A 21595-nucleotide genomic window follows, 5' to 3' on the forward strand; every position below is an offset into this window, starting at 1 on the left:
GGATCGATGGAACAGGACGAGCGCAACGACCTCTTGGAGTACGTGGAGCAGTTCGCCGCGCTCCTCAACGCCAGCGGCCTGCAGCGCATGTCGGCGCGGGTGTTCTCCTACATCCTGGTCGACGACGAGGACACCTACACCGCCGCCGAAGTGGCCGAAGGCCTGGGCATCAGCCTCGCGGCCGTCTCCGGCGCCGTGCGCGAGCTGACCACCGCCGGGCTCCTCATCAAGGGCCGCCGCCCCTCCACCCGCGCCGACGTCTACCGACTCAACGACGACGACATCTGGGGCTCGATCATGCTCGACCGCTCCCCGATCATCAACCGCTACCGCGACCTCGCGGTCCAAGGCGTCGAGACGCTGCCCGAAGGCCCCGGCCGCGACCGGATCGCCCAGACCGCCGCGTTCATGGAGTTCGTCGACTACGAGATGGCGCAGATGCGGGTCCGCTGGAACGAGCGCCGCGCCGAACTCGTCGCAGCGTACGAGGCGCGCAGCCGCACCGCGCCGCCGCGAGAGTGACGGGGCATACCGCTCCGGTATGGGGGACATACCGCTCCGGTATGCTGCAAGCCTGACCGCCCCGATCAGACGAACCCTGGAGGAAGCCGACGTGGCCGACGACACCAGCCGCTCCGATGCGACCGCTGACAAGGGTCGTCCCACGCGCAAGCAAGGCGAGAAGACCGCGTCGCGCAACCCCGGCAAGCGGCTCGGCCGCTTCCTGAAGGAAGTCGTCGAGCAGCTCCGCAAGGTCGTCTACCCGACCCGCCGCCAGCTCATCACCTACTCGGTCGTCGTCCTGGTCTTCGTCGGCATCATGATGGCCTACATCGGCGGCCTCGACCTGCTCTTCGGCGACCTCGTCCGCCGGGCCTTCGGCGCCGACTCCTAAGGGCCGCCGCGGCGCTCCCCGCGCCGCCGCCCGCTCCCGTCCGCCCTCCGCCCCCGCGGCCGGATCGCGTGACCTGCGCCGGTTCGCCGGTGCCTGAGACGCGCCGCCGTCCGGAGCGGCTACCCTAGTGGGTATGACGCGCGCCGGTTCCGCCGGCGCGCGACTTCACAGGCGGGAATCGACGCGTCCGACGTTCCGAGAAACCGGTCCGGTCGAGAGCGCACCGCCGTAACAATGTTCAGTCGCAGTACCTCGCCGCAGCGAGGTCGAAGCCGGAATGAGAGTTGAGCGTGTCTGAGTTCGACGAGGCCCTGAAGAACGAGGTCGCGGCCCAGGCTGCCGCGGCGCAGGTCGCGGAGGCCGACGAGGAGCCCACGACGGACGAGGACGCCGCCCCCGCCGAGCCCGAGGTCGACCCGGCCGAGGCCCTGCGCGCCAAGCTGCGCTTCGCCCCCGGCGAGTGGTACGTGCTGCACTCCTACGCCGGCTTCGAGAACCGCGTGCGCTCCAACCTGGAGAACCGGATCCAGTCCTTCGACATGGAGGACTACATCTACCAGATCGAGGTCCCCACCCACACCGAGGTGGAGATCAAGAACGGCAAGCGCTCCAAGGTCGAGGCCAAGGTCTTCCCGAGCTACGTGCTCGTCCGCATGGAGATGACCCCCGAGTCCTACTCGGTCGTGCGCAACACGCCCGGCGTGACCGGCTTCGTCGGCGTGGTCGACCGCACCGACCGCCCCAGCCCGCTCCCGCTCGACGAGGTCATCCAGTGGCTGCTCCCGCCGGAGCAGAAGCCCAAGGACGAGGCCCAGGCCGAGACCGCCGGCGGCGACGTCGAGATCAAGGTCGACTTCAGCGAGGGCGAGTCCGTCACGGTCGTGGACGGCGCCTTCGCCTCCATGCCGGCCACCATCGCCGAGATCAACGCCGAGCAGCAGAAGCTCAAGGTGCTCGTCTCGATCTTCGGCCGCGAGACCCCGGTCGAGCTCAACTTCAACCAGGTCTCGAAGCTGTAGCACGAGCTACAGCTCACACACCTCTCTTCAGGGACCCCGCTGGTCGGCGGGTACCCTGGAGAGGTTGCGCACCTGCTCAGGCAGGGGCGCGCATGTAAGGCAGGGACTCCGGTCCCTGCAAGCCCAGGATCAAGAGAAGGACACGATGGCTCCCAACAAGAAGGCCGTTGTGACGTTCAAGCTGGAGCTCGCGGGTGGCCAGGCCACCCCGGCCCCGCCGGTGGGTCCCGCCCTCGGCCAGCACGGCGTCAACATCATGGAGTTCTGCAAGGCCTACAACGCGGCCACCGAATCCCAGCGCGGCGAAGTCCTCCCCGCTGAGATCACGGTGTACGAGGACCGTTCGTTCACGTTCGTCCTCAAGACCCCGCCGGCCGCGAAGCTGCTGCTCAAGGCCGCCGGCGTCGCCAAGGGCTCGGGCGAGCCCCACCGCGTCAAGGTCGGCAAGGTGACCTCGGCCCAGGTGCGCGAGATCGCGGAGAAGAAGCTCCCCGACCTCAACGCCAACGACCTCGACGCCGCGTCGCTCATCGTCGCCGGCACCGCCCGCTCCATGGGCATCACCGTCGAGGGCTGAGGCCCCCAGAACTCGGTCGGCATCCCGTGCCGGCACCAACCCAGTGGAAGGGCGCGCGCCCGCCCTCACCACGACATCCGAAGGATGGAACATGAAGCGCAGCAAGAAGTACACCGACCTCGCCAAGAAGGTCGACCGCACGCAGCTCTACGCGCCCCTCGAGGCGACCGGGCTCGCGAAGGAGACCACCGCGACGTCGTTCGACGCCACCGTTGAGGTCGCCCTGCGACTCGGCGTCGACCCGCGTCAGGCCGACCAGCTCGTCCGCGGCACCGTCTCTCTGCCCCACGGCACGGGCAAGACCGTCCGCGTCATCGTCTTCGCCGAGGGCGACAAGGCCGAAGCGGCCGTCAACGCCGGCGCCGACGAGGTCGGCTCGGACGAGCTCGTCAAGCGGATCTCCGAAGGCTGGCTCGACTTCGACGCCGCCGTCGCCACGCCCGACCAGATGGCCAAGATCGGCCGGATCGCGCGCATCCTGGGCCCGCGCGGTCTCATGCCGAACCCGAAGACCGGCACCGTCACGCCGGACGTCGCGAAGGCCGTCTCGGAGATCAAGGCCGGCAAGATCGCCTTCCGCGTCGACAAGCACGCCAACCTGCACCTGCCGATCGGCAAGACCAGCTTCTCCGCCGAGCAGCTGGCCGAGAACTACGCCGCGGCCCTCGAAGAGGTGCAGCGCCTGAAGCCCGCCAGCTCCAAGGGCGTGTACATCAAGAAGTCCACGATCTCCACCACCATGGGCCCGGGCATCCCGGTCGACCCGCAGGCGGTCAAGATCAAGTAAGGCACCGCAAGGTGTGACGTGGCCCCAGCGCAGGCTCCTGCGCTGGGGCTTCGGTTATACGCCCTGCTACTCTGGAAGCCAACAACCCAAAGACCGTTCGGTTACCGCCTCGTGCGGTTGTAAACCACCCGGAACCGACGTAGGGCGACTACTCGAAGCGACCATGGTGTGGGCTGATTTGATCAGCCTCAGGTCCCAGTGATGAGGCGTCCCGCGGGGCGCCTAATTTTTTTGTCGCCTCCGCGACGGTTGAGGATTGATCAGCCGAGAAAGGAGGGAATTATGGCTGAACGGGAATACCCGGCGGGTAAGCAGACCGCCATCGCCGAACTCGCCCAGGACTTCTCCAACGCGAACGCCACGGTGCTCACCGAGTACCGCGGCCTGACCGTTGCCGAACTCCGCGAGCTGCGGCGTTCCCTCGGCGAGGGGACGCACTACCGCGTCGCCAAGAACACCCTCGCCAAGCGCGCTGCCAGCGAGGCCGGAGTCTCCGGTCTCGACGAGCTGTTCGTCGGCCCCACCGCGATCACCTTCATCGAAGGCGACCCGGTCGAAGCCGCGAAGAGCCTGCGCAACTTCGCCAAGACGCACGAAGCCCTGGTGATCAAGGGCGGTTACATGGAGGGCAAAGCCCTCTCCGTCGAAGAGATCACCAAGCTCGCCGACCTCGAGTCGCGCGAAGTGCTCCTGGCCAAGCTGGCCGGCGCGATGAAGGCCACCGCGCAGAAGACCGCCTCCGTGCTCGCCGCCCCTGCCTCGCAGGTGGCCCGGCTCGGTGCGGCGCTGCAGGACAAGAAGGCGGCCAGTGGCGAGTAGCGCCGCTAGCCCGAGACTTTAAAGAAAGGACAACACCATGGCTAAGCTTTCCACCACGGAACTGCTCGACGCGTTCAAGGAGATGACCCTCCTCGAGGTCTCCGAGTTCGTCAAGGCGTTCGAGGAAGAGTTCGACGTCACCGCTGCCGCTCCCGTCGCCGTGGCCGCTGCCGGCCCCGCCGCCGGTGGCGCCGAGGCCGCTGTCGAGAAGGACACCTTCGACGTCGTGCTCGAGTCGGCCGGCGAGTCGAAGATCAAGGTCATCAAGGAAGTTCGCGGCCTGACCGGCCTCGGCCTCAAGGAAGCCAAGGAGCTCGTCGAGAGCGCCCCCAAGGCCGTCCTCGAGGGTGCGAAGAAGGACGACGCGGACAAGGCCAAGGAGGCCCTCGAGGGCGCCGGCGCCACCGTGTCGCTCAAGTAATCGCGCACATCGCCTTAATGCATGAAGGGGCCTCCCAGCCCTTGTACGTGGACCGGGTCCGCACCGCCTGACGGCGGCGCGGACCCGGTCTTCTTGTCTTCCAAGATTTTTCAGAAGAATTCCGGCCGGGCGCAACGAAACCGAACCATCGCCACGTCTTTGCGAGTAGACACACCCAGACACACTCTCAAGGAGATGGACGATGTCCGCAAGGAGATGGGCGGCCGGGCTCGGCGGAGCTACGGTGCTCGCGCTGACCGCCGGCTGCGGCATGCTCGGTATCGGTGGCGGCGAAGAGAAGCAGTCCGATGAGCAACGGCTCGTCGAAATGCTCAACGAGAGCCGCCGCCTCGAAAGCGAGCTCATGGCGGCCGAGTACCGCATCGTCCAGAACTGCCTGGAGGCGCAGGGGCACACCGTCCACGAGCCGTGGGCGATGGAGGTCTACGAAGAGCCGGAGACGGACTCCCTCACCTACGGCTACGCCCACGAGGAGTTCCTCCTTCCCGCCGAAGAGGCCAAGGAATGGGGCTTCGGGCAGTGGGCCAACTCCATGGAGGGCTCCGAGGACCCCTCGAGCGAGGATTACTACAAGGCTCAAGAGGAGAAGTGGGCGGAGGAAGAGGGGGAGACCGACTACGAGGAGCCCGACACCTCGGAGTGGGACGCCCTCACCCCTGAGGAGCAGTACAGCTGGTACGTCGCCTACCAGGGCGAAGAGTATGTCAAGGAGTCCTACGGCACCCTCGAGGAGTTCGTCGGCGCGGTCGAGGAAGAAGCCGCGTACGAGGAGATGACCGAAGAAGAGCTCGCCGCCCTCGAGGAAGAGGCCGCCGCCGAAGAATCGGGCGAGATCGACGTCGAAGAGGACATGGGCTGGGAAGAGCCCAAGCCGGGCGGCTGCCAGCTCGAGATGATCGAAGCGCTCTACGGCGAGCCCCGCCTGGTCGAGACGGAGTGGGAAGCCGAGGAAGGCGAGACCTACACCGACAAGACCTGGGAGTACCGCCCGGAGAACCCGCTCTACTCGGACCCCGAAGAGACCATGTACGAGACCATCGAGGCCGAGTACACCGCCGCGATGGCCGACCTGCAGGGCAAGTTCATCGACTGCATCACCGCCCGCGGTTACGAAGGCTGGGAGTTCACCGAGTACAACTCGCTGCCCATCTGGGAGTTCTTCGGCGCCCTGTACTACCAGAACGCTTCCGAGGAAGAAAAGGACATGATGTACGGCGGCGACTCCGACGTCGAGGTCCCGGAGATCCCCGAGGCCGCCGGCAGCACCTACGAGGAGTGGAAGGCCTACGAGATCCAGACGGCCGTCGACTTCTCCGAGTGCGGCGAGGAGATCGGCTACGCCGACGCCTCCGAGAAGGCCTATGACGAGGCGAACATCAAGGGCTACAAGACCATGGAAGAGCCCGTCTACGCCTGGCAGGAAGAAATGAACAACGCCATCGCCAAGGCGCAGGAGGTCCTCGACAACTAACAAGCCACCTCTCTATCGGGGAAGAAAGGCCCGGGCTGCGCAGATGGGGCGCGGCCCGGGCCGCCCTGTACCCCCTAGAGCCGCAAGGAAACACACCCCCGAGGGCGGGCACGGCCACTAGGCCGCGCCCGCCCTCGGGCCCGTCCTGGGCCGAAGACGCGTCACCTTTGCCGTGCGCGCTCGTTGAACAGGTCGAGGCGGTCGGCTCGTCCGGCCGCCGAAGGAGCGAGGCCGGGACGCCGCATTGCGGCCGGGCGCCGGGACGCGCGAGCGCCCCGGCACCGGCGGCAGGCGACGCAAAGGCGTCCCGTGCCCGCACCGAACCGAACCGCGGGTCTTCCCGGCTCCCTCGCGGATCGGCAGGCGCAGGGCATGCCCCACCCGCATCCGCCTCCGACCAGCCGCAGCAACACGACGACCCGCCCCGCGGGTCCGACTCTTCCGAGGTGCGCGCCTTGCCCGCGACACGCCCGGGCCCTGATGGTCCTGCGGCCCTTCGCAAGGGCCGCGGGCGCCCGCCGCCCCGCGCGCACTGCGGCTGCCCGCGCCCCCGCTGCGCTGGGGTTCGCCGGCCCGCCGCGACTCAGGTGGGGCCCGGTTCAGTCGCTGGGGCCGAAGGGGCGCATCCGGGCGAATTAGACGCCTGACTTGACGAACTGTGACTTGATCCTGCAAACTAGTTCCTCAAGCGCCACTGCGTGGCGCGCGCAACGTCCGCCCCCACCGGGCCTTCCCGGCACCGCGGACCGAGCGCAGACGGGCCCGCCGCGGGGCGGCCCGGAGGCAGGACGGTCCCGGTGAGCGTGCGAACCGGTACTCAGAGCGATGTACGGAAGGAACTTCGGCAGCGGGAGAGATTGTCGTCACCACTTACCCCACCACCGGGTGGGGAAGTTGACAGTTGCCGGAGCGTACATTAAGCTATTAATTTGCGCTGCCTCCTTCACGCCTTCTTGACGCGGTGAGGGTCGTGGACGGTGGGGATTCCAGGCTCGACGACCGACGTTCAACGCCTTTCAGGCTTGACGCCCGGTCGGTTGCCCGTCTCCGGCTGTCCTCGTCGATCCCGCATCGGTGCGGAGACTGCGGCATGCGCCGGCCGTCGTAACAATCAGGTCCTCGGAAGGACGAATCTTGGCAGCTTCCCGCACTGGCAAGACCAGCTCCAGCAAGAGCAAGCACGCACCTCGCCGTATCTCGTTCGGCAGGATCGAAGAAAAACTCGAAGTCCCGAACCTTCTGGCGCTCCAGACCGACTCGTTCGACTGGCTCGTCGGCAACGAGGCGTACCGCGCCCGCGTGGGCGAGGACGCGGTGAGCGGCCTCGACGAGATCCTCGAGGAGATCAGCCCGATCGAGGACTTCTCGGGCACCATGAGCCTGTCCTTCTCCAACCCTCGCTTCGACGAGGTCAAGGCCCCCATCGAGGAGTGCCGCGAGAAGGACCTCACCTACTGCGCCCCGCTGTTCGTCACGGCGGAGTTCATCAACCACACCACCGGTGAGATCAAGTCCCAGACGGTCTTCATGGGCGACTTCCCCATGATGACCCCGAAGGGCACCTTCATCATCAACGGCACCGAGCGCGTGGTCGTCTCGCAGCTCGTGCGCTCCCCGGGCGTGTACTTCGACAAGCAGCCCGACAAGACCTCCGACCGCGACCTGACCAGCGCGAAGGTCATCCCGGGCCGCGGCGCGTGGCTCGAGTTCGACATCGACAAGCGCGAGACCGTCGGCGTGCGCGTGGACCGCAAGCGCCGCCAGGCCGTCACCGTGCTGCTGAAGGCCATCGGCTGGGACAACGACCGCATCCGCGAGCGCTTCGGCTGGTCCGAGCTCATGATGACGACCTTGGAAAAGGACACCATCAACTCGCAGGACGAGGCGCTGCTCGACATCTACCGCAAGCTGCGTCCGGGCGAGCCGCCGACGAAGGACAACGCGCAGTCGCTGCTGGAGAACCTGTTCTTCAACAAGAAGCGCTACGACCTCGCGAAGGTCGGCCGCTACAAGGTCAACAAGAAGTTCGGCCTGGACTCGCCGATCTCGACCGGCGTGCTCACCGAGGACGACCTGGCCGCGACGATCGAGTTCATGCTGCGCCTGCACTCGGCCGAGCCGGGCTACGGCCCCGACGACATCGACCACTTCGGCAACCGCCGCCTGCGCACCGTCGGCGAGCTCATCCAGAACCAGATCCGGGTGGGCCTCTCCCGCATGGAGCGCGTCGTGCGCGAGCGCATGACGACCCAGGACGTCGAGGCGATCACGCCGCAGACCCTGATCAACATCCGTCCCGTCGTGGCGGCGATCAAGGAGTTCTTCGGCACCTCGCAGCTGTCGCAGTTCATGGACCAGGTCAACCCGATCACGGGTCTGACCCACCGCCGCCGCCTCTCGGCGCTCGGCCCGGGCGGTCTCTCGCGCGACCGCGCCGCCATGGACGTGCGCGACGTGCACCCGTCGCACTACGGCCGCATGTGCCCGATCGAGACGCCTGAAGGCCCGAACATCGGCCTCATCGGCGCGATGTCGACCTTCGCGCGCGTCAACCCGTTCGGCTTCATCGAGACGCCGTACCGGAAGGTCGTCGACGGCAAGGTCACCGACGACATCCAGTACCTGACGGCCGACGAAGAGGACCGCTTCACCATCGCGCAGGCGAACCAGCTCCTGAACGAAGACGGCTCGTTCGTCGACGCGCAGGTCCTGGCCCGCGGCCGCGGCGGCGAGGCCGAGCTGCTGACCGCCGACGAGATCGACTTCATGGACGTCTCGCCGCGCCAGATGACCTCGGTCGCGACCGCGCTCGTGCCGTTCCTCGAGCACGACGACGCCAACCGCGCCCTCATGGGCGCGAACATGCAGCGCCAGGCCGTGCCGCTCATCAAGACGGACTCGCCGCTGGTGGGCACCGGCATGGAGTACCGCGCCGCGGTCGACGCCGGGGACGTGGTCGTCGCCGAGGCCGACGGCCTCGTCGAGGACGCCTCCGCCGACTACATCACCATCGCGCAGGACAACGGCATGCGCCGCACCTACCTGCTGCACAAGTTCCGCCGCTCGAACGCGGGCTCGTGCATCAACCAGGTGCCGCTCGTGACCGAGGGCGAGCGCGTCGAGGCCGGCCAGCCGATCGCCGACGGTCCGTCCACGGACAAGGGCGAGATGGCGCTCGGCAAGAACCTGCTCGTCGCGTTCACCACCTGGGAGGGCCAGAACTTCGAGGACGCCATCGTGCTCTCCTCGCGCCTGGTCGAAGAGGACGTGCTCACCTCGATCCACATCGACGAGCACGAGGTCGACGCCCGCGACACGAAGCTCGGTCCGGAGGAGATCACCCGCGACATCCCGAACGTCGGCGAGGAGATGCTCTCCGACCTGGACGACCGCGGCATCATCCGGATCGGCGCCGAGGTCGAGGACGGCGACATCCTCGTCGGCAAGGTCACACCCAAGGGCGAGACCGAGCTGACCCCGGAGGAGCGCCTGCTCCGCGCGATCTTCGGCGAGAAGGCCCGCGAGGTCCGCGACACGTCCCTGAAGGTCCCGCACGGCGAGGCCGGCACGGTCATCGGCGTCCGCACCTTCTCGCGCGAGGACGGCGACGAGCTGTCCCCGGGCGTCAACGAGATGGTCCGCGTCTACATCGCCCAGAAGCGCAAGATCGGCGTCGGCGACAAGCTCGCCGGCCGCCACGGCAACAAGGGCGTCATCTCGAAGGTCGTGCCGCAGGAGGACATGCCGTTCCTGCCGGACGGCACGCCGATCGACATCCTGCTCAACCCGCTGGGTGTGCCGGGCCGTATGAACATCGGCCAGGTGCTCGAGGTCCACTTGGGCTGGGCGGCGAAGACGGGCTGGAAGCTCGAGGGGTTCGACGAGGCCTGGCAGCAGGCCCTCAAGGCCATCGGCGCCGACGAGGCCCCGGCCGACTCGAAGGTGGGCACGCCGGTGTTCGACGGCGCGCACCCCGAGGAGGTCACGGGCGTCCTGGCGAACACGCTGCCCAACCGCGACGGCCAGCGCATGGTCGCCCCGACGGGCAAGGCGCAGCTGTTCGACGGCCGCTCCGGCGAGCCGTTCCCGGACCCGATCTCGGTCGGCTACATGTACATCCTGAAGCTGAACCACATGGTCGACGACAAGATCCACGCGCGTTCGACCGGTCCGTACTCGATGATCACCCAGCAGCCGCTCGGCGGTAAGGCCCAGTTCGGCGGCCAGCGCTTCGGTGAGATGGAGTGCTGGGCCATGCAGGCCTACGGCGCCGCTTACGCGCTGCAGGAGCTGCTGACGATCAAGTCCGACGACGTGGTGGGCCGCGTGAAGGTCTACGAGGCCATCGTCAAGGGCGAGAACGTGCCCGAGCCGGGCATTCCGGAATCGTTCAAGGTGCTGCTCAAGGAACTCCAGTCGCTCTGCCTCAACGTGGAGGTGCTGTCCGCCGACGGGCAGGCCATCCAGATGACCGAGAGCGACGACGAGGTCTTCCGCGCCGCCGAGGAGCTCGGGATCGACCTGTCCCACGAAGAGCCCTCGAGCGTGGACTTCGAGAGCGCCTGACGTCGAGTGAGGGCGGCAGCAGTCTTGGCGAAGCTTGCGAGCCATAAGTTTGCACAGCGTGCCGCCCTCGCCAACGTCTCATCCAATCCTTAAGAACCATCAAGGGGAAGAGTTCAGTGCTCGACGTCAACTTCTTCGACAAGTTGAAGATCGGCCTCGCCACCGCCGAGGACATTCGGCAGTGGTCGCACGGCGAGGTGAAGAAGCCCGAGACCATCAACTACCGCACCCTCAAGCCTGAGAAGGACGGTCTTTTCTGCGAGAAGATCTTCGGTCCGACCCGGGACTGGGAGTGCTACTGCGGCAAGTACAAGCGGATCCGCTTCAAGGGCATCATCTGCGAGCGCTGCGGCGTCGAGGTGACCCGTTCGAAGGTCCGCCGCGAGCGCATGGGCCACATCGAGCTCGCCGCGCCCGTGACCCACATCTGGTACTTCAAGGGCGTTCCCTCGCGCTTGGGCTACCTGCTGGACCTGGCGCCGAAGGACCTCGAGAAGGTCATCTACTTCGCGGCTTACGTGATCACCGCGGTCGACGAGGAGGCCCGCCAGCGGGACGTCCCGACCCTGGAGAACGAGATCGTCGCCGAGAAGCGCCACCTGGAGCAGCAGCGCGACGCCGCGATCGAGGAGCGCGCCTCGAAGCTCGAGGGCGACCTGGCCGAGCTGGAGGCCGAAGGCGCCCGCGCCGACGTCCGCCGCAAGGTCAAGGACGGCGGCGAGCGCGAGATGCGCCAGATCCGCGACAAGGCGCAGCGTGAGATCGACCGTCTCGACGAGGTCATGGACACGTTCCGCAAGCTCGAGGTGCGCCAGCTCATCGGCGACGAGATGCTCTACCGGGAGCTGCAGCAGCGCTTCGGCGAGTACTTCACCGGCGGCATGGGCGCGGAGTCCATCAAGAACCTGCTGGAGAACCTGGACCTGGACGCCGAGGCCGTGAGCCTGCGCGAGACGATCGCGACCGGCAAGGGCCAGAAGAAGCTCCGGGCGCTCAAGCGACTCAAGGTCGTGGCCGCGTTCCAGGCCACCGGCAACTCGCCGCTGGGCATGGTCCTCGACTGCGTGCCGGTGATCCCGCCGGAGCTGCGCCCGATGGTGCAGCTCGACGGTGGTCGCTTCGCGACCTCGGACCTGAACGACCTGTACCGCCGCGTCATCAACCGCAACAACCGCCTCAAGCGCCTGATGGACCTCGGTGCGCCCGAGATCATCGTGGCGAACGAGAAGCGGATGCTGCAGGAGTCGGTGGACGCGCTGTTCGACAACGGCCGCCGCGGCCGCCCGGTGACGGGCCCCGGCAACCGTCCGCTCAAGTCGCTGTCCGACATGCTCAAGGGCAAGCAGGGCCGGTTCCGCCAGAACCTGCTCGGCAAGCGCGTCGACTACTCGGGCCGTTCGGTCATCGTGGTCGGCCCGCGCCTGAAGCTGCACCAGTGCGGTCTGCCGAAGCAGATGGCGCTGGAGCTGTTCAAGCCGTTCGTGATGAAGCGCCTGGTGGACCTGAACCACGCGCAGAACATCAAGTCGGCCAAGCGCATGGTCGAGCGCGCACGCCCGGTCGTGTGGGACGTGCTCGAAGAGGTCATCTCCGAGCACCCGGTCCTGCTCAACCGCGCGCCCACGCTGCACCGCCTCGGCATCCAGGCCTTCGAGCCGCAGCTGGTCGAGGGCAAGGCCATCCAGCTGCACCCGCTGGTGTGCACCGCCTTCAACGCCGACTTCGACGGCGACCAGATGGCCGTGCACGTCCCGCTGAGCGCTGAGGCCCAGGCCGAGGCCCGCATCCTGATGCTGGCGTCGAACAACATCCTCAAGCCCTCGGACGGCAAGCCGGTGGCCCTGCCCACGCAGGACCAGATCATCGGCCTGTACTACCTGACGCACCTCTCCGAAGGCCGCGTCGGCGAGGGCCGGGCGTTCTCGGACGTCGGCGAGGCCCAGATGGCGAAGGACCGCGGCGAGCTGGACCTCCAGGCGCCCATCCGGATCCGCCTGGACGGGATCGAGACGATCAACAACGGCAACGCCGAGCCGTGGACGGCCCCCGAGGGCTGGACGCCGGGCGAGCCGCTGCTGGTCGAGACGACGCTGGGCCGCGTGTTCTTCAACGAGTGCCTGCCGCCGGACTTCGAGTACGTGAACTACGAGGTCCGCAAGGGCCAGCTCTCGGAGATCATCCACGACCTGTCCGAGCACTACTCGAAGGTGCAGCTGGGCGCCTGCCTGGACGCGCTGAAGTCCGCGGGCTTCCGCTGGGCCGGCTGGTCCGGTGTGACCATCGGCATCGAGGACGTCGTGGAGCCGGCGCACAAGGCCGAGATCCTGGAGAAGTACGAAGCGGACTCCGCCAAGATCGACAAGCAGTACGTGCGCGGTCTCATGACGGCCGAAGAGCGCCGGGGCGAGCTGACCGAGATCTGGACCAAGGCCACGGCCGAGGTGCTGGAGGACCTGAACCAGACGCTGCAGCCGGAGAACCCGCTGTGGCAGATGATCAACTCGGGCGCGCGAGGCAACATGCTGCAGCTGCGTCAGATCGCCGGCATGCGCGGCCTGGTGGCGAACCCGAAGGGCGAGATCATCCCGCGTCCGATCAAGTCCTCGCTGCGCGAGGGCCTGACGGTGCTGGAGTACTTCATCTCGACCCACGGTTCGCGCAAGGGCCTCGCGGACACCGCGCTCCGTACCGCCGACTCGGGTTACCTGACCCGTCGTCTGGTGGACGTCTCGCAGGACGTCATCATCCGCGAGGACGACTGCGGCACTGACCGCGCCCTGGACTTCCAGGTGTCGGTCGAGGTCGATGGGCGCTTCGTCGCGTCCGACATCGTCGACTCGTCGATCGACGCGCGCAACCTCGCCGAGGACGTCGAGGTGGACGGCAAGGTCCTCCTCGAGCGCAACACGCCGCTGAACTCGGACCACATCGCCACGCTGGTCGCCAACGGCGTCACCAACGTGAAGATCCGCTCCGTGCTCACCTGCGAGTCCCGCCAGGGCGTCTGCGCGGCCTGCTACGGCCGGTCGATGCCGACGGGCGAGAAGGTGGACCTGGGCGAGGCCGTGGGCATCATCGCGGCGCAGTCGATCGGTGAGCCCGGTACGCAGCTGACGATGCGCACCTTCCACACCGGTGGCGCGGCGACCTCGCAGGACATCACGCAGGGTCTGCCGCGTGTCCAGGAGGTCTTCGAGGCCCGCGTCCCGAAGGGCAAGGCGCCCATCGCGGAAGCGAGCGGCACCGTGCGCATCGAGGACGCCGAGAAGAGCCGGAAGATCATCATCACCCCGGACGACGGGTCCGAGGAGATCGTGGTCGACAAGGTGCCGCGCCGTCTGCGCCTGCGCGTGGGCGACGGCGAGCACGTCGAGGTCGGCGAGAAGCTCGTCGAGGGCACCATCGACCCGCACGAGCTGCTGCGCGTGCTCGGTCCGCGGAAGGTCCAGCGCCACCTGGTGGAGCAGGTCCAGGACGTGTACCGCTCGCAGGGCGTGATGATCCACGACAAGCACATCGAGATCATCGTGCGCCAGATGCTCAAGCGGATCACGATCATCGACTCGGGCACCCTGGAGTTCCTGCCGGGCTCCCTGGTCGACCGCCTCGAGTTCGAGGAGCAGAACCGCAAGGTGATCGCCGACGGCGGCGAGCCGGCCTCCGGCCGCCCGCAGCTGATGGGCATCACGAAGGCCTCGCTGGCGACGGAGTCGTGGCTGTCCGCGGCCTCGTTCCAGGAGACCACCCGCGTGCTCACCGAGGCCGCGATCTCCGGCAAGTCCGACTCGCTGGTCGGCCTGAAGGAGAACGTGATCCTGGGCAAGCTGATCCCGGCCGGTACCGGCATCGCCAAGTACCGCAACGTGTCGGTCGAGCCCACCGAGGAAGCCAAGGCCGCGGTCTACTCCCTCGGCGGCTACGAGGACACGACCGCGAACGCCTTCGCCTACGGCGGCGGCCCCGCGGTCAGCCTCGAGGACTCCTACGACCTGGGTTCCTTCTAGAGCAACAACCTGCCGATTCCCGACGGCATGCAAGAAACCGGTGGGCCGGTGGCGCTTTCGCGCCACCGGCCCACCGGCGTTTCGACCGGAGGCGAGCCGCCGGGCGCGTGTAGAACATGAACGTGGCAACGATAGAAATCCGTGATGTCCCGGGGGACGTGTACGAAGCACTGGGCGTGGACGCGAAAGAACGCGGGCAGACCTTGAATCAGTACCTGATAGCAATGCTGATCGACGCCGTGAACCGGGGGCGGGCGCTCCGAGACCGGTACCGGGGGAGAGCTGAAGCTACAGGTCGAGGTGAACGCGGAGCGCGTCGTCGACCTGGGCCATGTACTCGGCGCTGACGGAACCGACCTGGTGGAAGAACCGGTCGAAATCTACCGCCTTGACTTGCTCTGCTTGCGCTTTGGAGTCGTGGTCGAGACCCGTTGAAGTGGCTGGGATGCGGACCTGGAAGGGAAATACTCGCTTGATGTTCGAGGTCATCGGTACGACCGCGAGTACACCGCGGCCGAGACGCTCTGCCTGGCGATTGGCGCCGTCGTTCGACACGAGGATTGCTGGGCGAGCTTTATCCACCTCCGATCCGCGTGCGGGCTCGAAATCGACTAGGTAGATGTCACCGCGCCTCATCGGTCATCCCGTCGCCTGTAACCGAGTCCCACAACTCCGCGTCCTCGGAGGCGTACCACTCGTCCCAGGCGGCCTCGTACTGGTGGCCCAGCTCCGCTTCGCGCAGCAGCGCGATGCTGTGCTGCACCGCTGCGGATCGGGAGCCGATGCCGTGGTCGCGCGCGAAGTTGTCGAGGAAGCGAATGTCCTCGTCGGGGATGCTCAGGCTTACCTTCATACATATCACCGTACCCTCAATTCCTACCCGAAGGTATAACTCACGAGGCGGACTCCCGAGGGCGTGTCGAGGGTGTGTCACGTCACGCGGGTCGTCGGCCCCATAGGATGAGCGGGTGGCTGAGGTGCGTGGGGTTTTCGGAGTCCGGCATCCGGATGATCCGGAGCCGGTGGAGTCGACGAAGGTGGTGGCGGCCCGGTTGCTGGCCGGAGTCGGGGTCGCCTTGTCGCTCTTCGTCGGTGGAGTGATCCCGGCGGTCATCGCGCTCGTGCTGGCCCGGCAGGCCGAGGCCGACATCCGCGCCTCCGAAGGGTTCCTGCTCGGCGGCTCCCGGTTGGCCTCCATACGGCGGCAGGCCTGGACGGCGATCGGGATCGGCGCCGCAGTCGTGGTGGCGGCCTTGCTGTTCTGGGTCCTCGAACTCGCGCGGACGGCGGGCGGGCCGAGCTACGACGGGAGCGTCGCGGTTTCAGGCTGACGCCTGAGGGAACTGCTGGTGAACAGCGCCTCTCGGGAGGCATCCCGCGCGGGACCGTCCCGTATCGCGAGCTAATATAGGCCACGGTGTGTCTACCGCACCGAACGAATCAGGCCAAGGCCCCGCCGCGGCGAAGCTTGCGAGCCGGGCTCTGGTGCAACTCCGTGACACTGAACACGGATGCCTTGCGGTCAGAAAACGGCTTTGACCTTGTTCGTTAGGCTAGGTAGGCTTCTCCCTTGCGCCTGGACACCGCTTTGAGCGGCATGGTGGCCCTGTCAACTCCGGCAGCTCGGTCCCCGTGAGAGCCAGGCCAGGTTGCGTGCCTGCAAGATGGCGGGATCTGATCCCGTCGGCTGGCGTCATCGGCACGCATCCCTCGCACTGGGGGCTTCGTGAACACGGCTCTTTAGCCGGTCTCCGAGGAGATCGCTTCACGAACGCGTCTGAACTCGCTATCTGGCGGATCTACGGTCCGCCGGGCGCGGGTATGGGTCCGGAGAGACGCGACACGCCCGAACGCGGGGGACGGGAACCCACGCCGCTGAGCTGGGCCGTTATACGGCCGACAGCAGGCGCGCGGGTGAACAGGTGACGCCGCACTGTCAGGAATACGCAACCGTCGACTGTTGAGAGGGGTTCGGCTCAGTGCCAACCATCCAGCAGCTGGTCCGCAACGGCCGCAAGGTCAAGACCAGCAAAACCAAGACGCCCGCGCTGAAGGGCAGCCCGCAGGCCCGCGGCGTGTGCACGCGCGTGTACACCACGACGCCGAAGAAGCCGAACTCGGCCATGCGCAAGGTCGCCCGCGTGCGCCTCATGAACGGCACCGAGGTCACCGCCTACATCCCTGGTGTGGGTCACAACCTGCAGGAGCACTCCATCGTGCTCGTGCGCGGCGGTCGTGTCCGCGACCTGCCCGGTGTCCGCTACAAGATCATCCGCGGCGCGCTCGACACCCAGGGTGTCCGCGACCGCAAGCAGGCCCGCAGCCGCTACGGCGCGAAGAAGGAGAAGTAAGCCATGCCGCGTAAAGGTCCCGCGCCGCGCCGGCCGCTTACCGCCGACCCGGTCTACAACTCGGTGCTCGTCACCCAGCTCATCAACAAGGTCCTCAAGGACGGCAAGCGCCGCCTCGCCGAGCGCATCGTCTACGAAGCCCTCGAGAACTGCCGCCAGAAGGCCGACTCGGACCCCGTGGTGATCCTCAAGCGCGCGCTCGACAACGTGAAGCCGACCCTCGAGGTCCGCTCCCGCCGCGTCGGTGGCGCCACCTACCAGGTTCCCGTGGACGTGCGCCCGCAGCGCGCCACCACGCTGGGCCTGCGCTGGCTCGTCGGCTACGCCCGCGACCGCCGTGAGAAGAGCATGGTCGAGCGTCTGACGAACGAGATCCTGGACGCTTCGAACGGCCTCGGCGCCGCGGTCAAGAAGCGCGAGGACACGCACAAGATGGCCGATTCCAACAAGGCATTCGCGCACTACCGCTGGTAGTCGCAGAGAGACTGAGAGATCGTGGCTAACAAAGCTAATGCGGAGCTCGCCAAGCTCCGCAACATCGGCATCATGGCCCACATCGACGCCGGCAAGACGACCACCACCGAGCGCATCCTGTACTACACGGGCGTGTCGCACAAGATCGGTGAGGTCCACGACGGCGCCGCGACCATGGACTGGATGGAGCAGGAGCAGGAGCGTGGTATCACCATCACCTCCGCCGCTACCAAGTGCTCCTGGGGCGACAACATCATCCAGATCATCGACACGCCCGGCCACGTCGACTTCACCGTCGAAGTGGAGCGCTCGCTCCGCGTGCTCGACTCCGCCATCGCCGTCTACGACGGTGTGGCCGGCGTGGAGCCGCAGACCGAGAACGTGTGGCGTCAGGCGAACAAGTACGACGTCCCGCGCATGTGCTTCGTCAACAAGCTCGACCGCACGGGCGCGAACTTCTTCCGCTGCGTCGAGATGATGCAGGACCGCCTCAACTCGAACACCGCGGTGATCCAGCTCCCGATCGGTAACGAGGCCGACTTCATCGGCGTCGTCGACCTGGTCGAGATGCACGCCAAGGTGTGGCGCGGCGAGACCGGTCTGGGCGAGAACTACGAGGTCGAAGAGATCCCCGCGGATCTGGCCGAGCAGGCCGCCGAGTACCGCGAGAAGCTCCTGGAGACCCTCTCGGACGTCGACGACGAGTTCGCCGAGCGCTTCCTGGAGGGCGAGGAGATCTCGGTCGCCGATGTCAAGGCCGCGATCCGCAAGGCCACCATCGCCAACCAGATCAACCCGGTGCTCTGCGGCACCGCGTTCAAGAACAAGGGCGTGCAGCCCCTGCTCGACGCGGTCGTGGACTACCTGCCGAGCCCGCTCGACATCCCGGCGATCCAGGGGACCCTCACCGACAACGAGACCCCGGCCGAGCGCCACCCGGACGTCGAGGAGCCCTTCGCGGGCCTCGCGTTCAAGATCCAGACCGACAAGCACCTCGGTCGACTCACCTACGTCCGGATCTACTCCGGCACGGTCGAGTCCGGCACTCAGGTCATCAACTCGACCAAGAGCCGCAAGGAGCGCATCGGCAAGATCTACCAGATGCACGCCAACAAGCGCGAAGAGCGCGGGTCGGCGCAGGCGGGCGACATCATCGCGGTGCAGGGCCTCAAGGGCACCACCACCGGTGACACGCTCTCCGACTCGAACAAGCAGGTCATCCTGGAGTCGATGATCTTCCCGGAGCCGGTTATCGACGTGGCCATCGAGCCGAAGTCGAAGGCCGACCAGGACAAGCTGGGCACCGCGATCCAGCGCCTGGCCGAGGAGGACCCGACCTTCCGCGTCAAGACCGACGAGGAGACCGGGCAGACCGTGCTCTCGGGCATGGGCGAGCTCCACCTCGACATCATGGTCGACCGCATCAAGCGGGAGTTCGGCGTCGAGGCGAACATCGGCAAGCCCCAGGTGGCCTACCGCGAGACCATCACCCAGCGGGTGGAGAAGGTCGAGTACCTGCACAAGAAGCAGACCGGTGGTTCCGGTCAGTTCGCGCGCGTGCTCGTCAACCTCGAGCCCCTGGAGATGAAGTCGAACGAGGACACCGTCTTCGAGTTCGACGACCAGATCTCCGGCGGTCGCATTCCGCGCGAGTACATCCCGTCGGTGAAGGCCGGCGCGGAGGACGCGCTGCCGGACGGCGTCCTGGCGGGCTTCCCGCTCGTGGGCGTCAAGATGGAACTGATCGACGGTCAGTACCACGAGGTCGACTCTTCGGAGATGGCCTTCAAGATCGCCGGCCGCATGGCGCTGAAGGAGGCCGCGAAGCGGGCTCGTCCGGTGCTGCTCGAGCCGGTGATGGCCGTCGAGGTCATCTGCCCGGAAGACAACATGGGCGACGTCATCGGCGACATCAACTCCCGCCGCGGCATGGTCCAGGAGATGGGCGAGCGCGGCAACGACCGCACGGTCGTGGCCAAGGTGCCGCTGTCCGAGATGTTCGGTTACGTCGGCGACCTGCGGTCGAAGACGGCCGGGCGTGCGAACTACTCGATGCAGTTCGACACCTACGCCGAAGTCCCGGCGAACGTCGCCAAGGAGATCATCGCCAAGGCGACAGGCGAGTAAGCGTTTCGGGCGCCCAAGCCTGGGCGCCCGGCGCTGACCACCTGTTGCCAGCAGAGGCGCTGAGTTCCAAAGCGACGCAATAGGTCAGATAAGTCAAACCAGATTTAACCAGTCCACAGGAGGACGAAGTGGCAAAGGCCAAGTTCGAGCGGAACAAGCCGCACGTCAACATCGGTACGCTCGGTCACGTCGACCACGGCAAGACCACGCTCACCGCGGCGATCACCAAGGTCCTGCACGACAAGTTCCCGGACCTGAACCCGTACACGCCGTTCGACGAGATCGACAACGCTCCCGAGGAGCGCCAGCGCGGTATCACCATCTCGATCTCGCACGTCGAGTACCAGACCGAGGCGCGTCACTACGCGCACGTCGACTGCCCCGGGCACGCCGACTACATCAAGAACATGATCACCGGTGCCGCTCAGATGGACGGCGCGATCCTGGTCGTGTCCGCCGCTGACGGCCCCATGCCGCAGACCCGCGAGCACGTCCTCCTCGCCCGCCAGGTCGGCGTTCCCTACGTGGTCGTGGCGCTCAACAAGTCCGACATGGTCGACGACGAGGAAATCCTCGAGCTCGTCGAGATGGAGGTCCGTGAGCTCCTGTCCGACCAGGGCTTCCCGGGCGACGACGCCCCGGTCGTCCAGGTCTCCGCCCTCGGCGCCCTCGAGGGCGAAGAGAAGTGGGTCAACGCCGTCGCCGACCTCATGCAGGCCGTCGACGACTCGGTCCCGGAGCCGGAGCGCGCCACCGACCTGCCGTTCCTCATGCCGATCGAGGACGTCTTCACCATCACCGGCCGCGGCACCGTCGTGACCGGTCGTGTGGAGCGCGGTGTGCTCCTCCCCAACGAGGAAGTCGAGATCGTCGGCATCCGCGAGGGCGCCATCACCACCAAGGTGACCGCCATCGAGATGTTCCGCAAGACCCTCGACGACGCGCGCGCCGGTGAGAACGTGGGCCTCCTGCTCCGCGGCACCAAGCGCGAAGAGGTCGAGCGCGGCATGGTCGTCGTCAAGCCTGGCACGACCACCCCGCACACCGACTTCGAGGCCGCGGTCTACATCCTCTCGAAGGACGAGGGCGGCCGCCACACGCCGTTCTTCAACAACTACCGTCCGCAGTTCTACTTCCGGACCACCGACGTGACCGGCGTCGTGACCCTCCCCGAGGGCACCGAGATGGTCATGCCGGGTGACAACACCGACATGAAGGTGGAGCTCATCCAGCCCATCGCCATGGACGAGGGTCTGCTCTTCGCGATCCGCGAGGGTGGCCGCACGGTCGGCTCCGGCCGCGTCACCAAGGTCCTCAAGTAAGACCCAGTGCCGGGGTGGCTCACCAGTGAGCCACCCCGGTTTACTTGCGTCTCACTGAGAACGCAGTGTGACCGGGGATAACCTCCGGTCCGGCGGTCGAGACGCGGACACCACGCATACGCGTAACCTGTCCCACTGTTGCCCGACCCCAGCTTGCTGGGTGAACGGGGGAGCAGGCATAATATTCAGGTTGCGTACGCTCCGGCGTCCCCAGTGCTGTGCACTGCGCAGGACACCGGTGCTCACGCCCGGCCCGCGGGCCCGAGTAGGCACTTGCCGTGCTGAGAGGGACCGTTTCATGGCGGGCAGGCGGGCGAGCCAAAGAGACCAGCAGAAGGCACAGCTGTGCCCAAGTCAGTCTCGAACTCGCGACACGCCCGACCGCGTGGAGCGGTCTGAACAGCCAATTTACGTAAGGTTAGGACACATGGCGGGACAGAAGATCCGCATTAGGCTGAAGGCCTACGACCACGAGGTCGTGGACTCCTCGGCCCGCAAGATCGTGGAGACGGTCACCCGTACCGGTGCTGCCATCTCCGGGCCGGTGCCGCTGCCGACTGAGATCAACCGCTTCTGCGTGATCCGGTCGCCGCACAAGTACAAGGACTCGCGCGAGCACTTCGAGATGCGCACGCACAAGCGCCTCATCGACATTCTCGACCCGACCCCGAAGACGGTCGACTCGTTGATGCGCCTTGACCTCCCGGCCGGCGTCGACATCGAGATCAAGCTGTAGGGGAC

At 67.0% G+C, this 21595-nt stretch carries 18 protein-coding genes; 16 read left to right on the forward strand and 2 right to left on the reverse strand.

Features of this window, described 5'->3' with window-relative positions:
- Nucleotides 1-6 precede the first annotated feature (6 nt).
- From J5V16_RS10955 to J5V16_RS11000, 10 genes are all read left to right on the forward strand, one after another.
- Nucleotides 7-522 (forward strand): GbsR/MarR family transcriptional regulator, encoded by a 516-nt coding sequence (locus J5V16_RS10955; protein ID WP_208496263.1) that lies wholly within the window; start codon nt 7-9, stop codon nt 520-522.
- 91 nt (nt 523-613) lie between these two features.
- The gene (gene secE, locus J5V16_RS10960) at nt 614-895 is read left to right on the forward strand and encodes a preprotein translocase subunit SecE (RefSeq protein ID WP_208496264.1); all 282 of its coding nucleotides are present in this window, start codon (nt 614-616) and stop codon (nt 893-895) included.
- A 290-nt stretch (nt 896-1185) separates the two neighbouring features.
- Entirely contained in the window at nt 1186-1914 is a 729-nt protein-coding gene (nusG, locus tag J5V16_RS10965) for a transcription termination/antitermination protein NusG (protein WP_208496265.1), read from the forward strand.
- A gap of 145 nt (nt 1915-2059) precedes the next feature.
- Entirely contained in the window at nt 2060-2491 is a 432-nt protein-coding gene (rplK, locus tag J5V16_RS10970) for a 50S ribosomal protein L11 (RefSeq protein WP_112138175.1), read from the forward strand.
- A 91-nt stretch (nt 2492-2582) separates the two neighbouring features.
- Nucleotides 2583-3278 (forward strand): 50S ribosomal protein L1, encoded by a 696-nt coding sequence (gene rplA / locus J5V16_RS10975; protein WP_208496266.1) that lies wholly within the window; start codon nt 2583-2585, stop codon nt 3276-3278.
- Nucleotides 3279-3560: 282 nt separating this feature from the next.
- Entirely contained in the window at nt 3561-4097 is a 537-nt protein-coding gene (gene rplJ / locus J5V16_RS10980; RefSeq protein WP_208496267.1) for a 50S ribosomal protein L10, read from the forward strand.
- Nucleotides 4098-4134: 37 nt separating this feature from the next.
- Complete coding sequence (rplL, locus tag J5V16_RS10985) at nt 4135-4518, forward strand: 50S ribosomal protein L7/L12 (protein ID WP_208496268.1); 384 nt, start codon at nt 4135-4137, stop codon at nt 4516-4518.
- A 202-nt stretch (nt 4519-4720) separates the two neighbouring features.
- Nucleotides 4721-6010: a hypothetical protein gene (locus tag J5V16_RS10990; RefSeq protein ID WP_208496269.1), complete on the forward strand. Its 1290-nt coding sequence runs from the start codon at nt 4721-4723 to the stop codon at nt 6008-6010.
- A gap of 1134 nt (nt 6011-7144) precedes the next feature.
- Complete coding sequence (gene rpoB / locus J5V16_RS10995) at nt 7145-10576, forward strand: DNA-directed RNA polymerase subunit beta (RefSeq protein ID WP_208496270.1); 3432 nt, start codon at nt 7145-7147, stop codon at nt 10574-10576.
- A gap of 116 nt (nt 10577-10692) precedes the next feature.
- The gene (locus tag J5V16_RS11000) at nt 10693-14580 is read left to right on the forward strand and encodes a DNA-directed RNA polymerase subunit beta' (protein WP_208496271.1); all 3888 of its coding nucleotides are present in this window, start codon (nt 10693-10695) and stop codon (nt 14578-14580) included.
- A 288-nt stretch (nt 14581-14868) separates the two neighbouring features.
- Here J5V16_RS11000 and J5V16_RS11005 read toward each other — a convergent pair whose 3' ends face one another.
- On the reverse strand, nt 14869-15216 hold the full coding sequence (locus tag J5V16_RS11005; RefSeq protein WP_208496272.1) for a type II toxin-antitoxin system PemK/MazF family toxin: 348 nt from the start codon (nt 15214-15216) through the stop codon (nt 14869-14871).
- A complete protein-coding gene (locus J5V16_RS11010; RefSeq protein WP_208496273.1) occupies nt 15203-15433 on the reverse strand; it encodes a ribbon-helix-helix domain-containing protein in 231 nt (76 codons plus the stop codon). The genes J5V16_RS11005 and J5V16_RS11010 overlap by 14 nt, the downstream gene beginning before the upstream one ends.
- Before the next feature lie 115 nt (nt 15434-15548).
- Between J5V16_RS11010 and J5V16_RS11015 the strand changes: the two genes are divergently transcribed.
- The 6 genes from J5V16_RS11015 (at nt 15549) to rpsJ (ending at nt 21590) form a co-directional block, all read left to right on the forward strand.
- Nucleotides 15549-15911 (forward strand): hypothetical protein, encoded by a 363-nt coding sequence (locus J5V16_RS11015; RefSeq protein ID WP_208496274.1) that lies wholly within the window; start codon nt 15549-15551, stop codon nt 15909-15911.
- Nucleotides 15912-16559: 648 nt separating this feature from the next.
- Entirely contained in the window at nt 16560-16931 is a 372-nt protein-coding gene (gene rpsL / locus J5V16_RS11020) for a 30S ribosomal protein S12 (RefSeq protein WP_136528419.1), read from the forward strand.
- A 3-nt stretch (nt 16932-16934) separates the two neighbouring features.
- Nucleotides 16935-17405: a 30S ribosomal protein S7 gene (gene rpsG, locus J5V16_RS11025; protein ID WP_106361877.1), complete on the forward strand. Its 471-nt coding sequence runs from the start codon at nt 16935-16937 to the stop codon at nt 17403-17405.
- A 21-nt stretch (nt 17406-17426) separates the two neighbouring features.
- A complete protein-coding gene (fusA, locus tag J5V16_RS11030; protein WP_307792925.1) occupies nt 17427-19532 on the forward strand; it encodes an elongation factor G in 2106 nt (701 codons plus the stop codon).
- 128 nt (nt 19533-19660) lie between these two features.
- Nucleotides 19661-20854, forward strand: a complete 1194-nt coding sequence (tuf, locus tag J5V16_RS11035; RefSeq protein WP_208496275.1) for an elongation factor Tu — start codon at nt 19661-19663, stop codon at nt 20852-20854.
- Nucleotides 20855-21281: 427 nt separating this feature from the next.
- Complete coding sequence (gene rpsJ / locus J5V16_RS11040) at nt 21282-21590, forward strand: 30S ribosomal protein S10 (RefSeq protein WP_026922761.1); 309 nt, start codon at nt 21282-21284, stop codon at nt 21588-21590.
- Nucleotides 21591-21595 lie beyond the last annotated feature (5 nt).

Origin of the sequence: Glycomyces niveus (genome assembly GCF_017592475.1) — a bacterium.
GTDB classification, from domain to species: domain Bacteria; phylum Actinomycetota; class Actinomycetes; order Mycobacteriales; family Micromonosporaceae; genus Glycomyces; species Glycomyces niveus.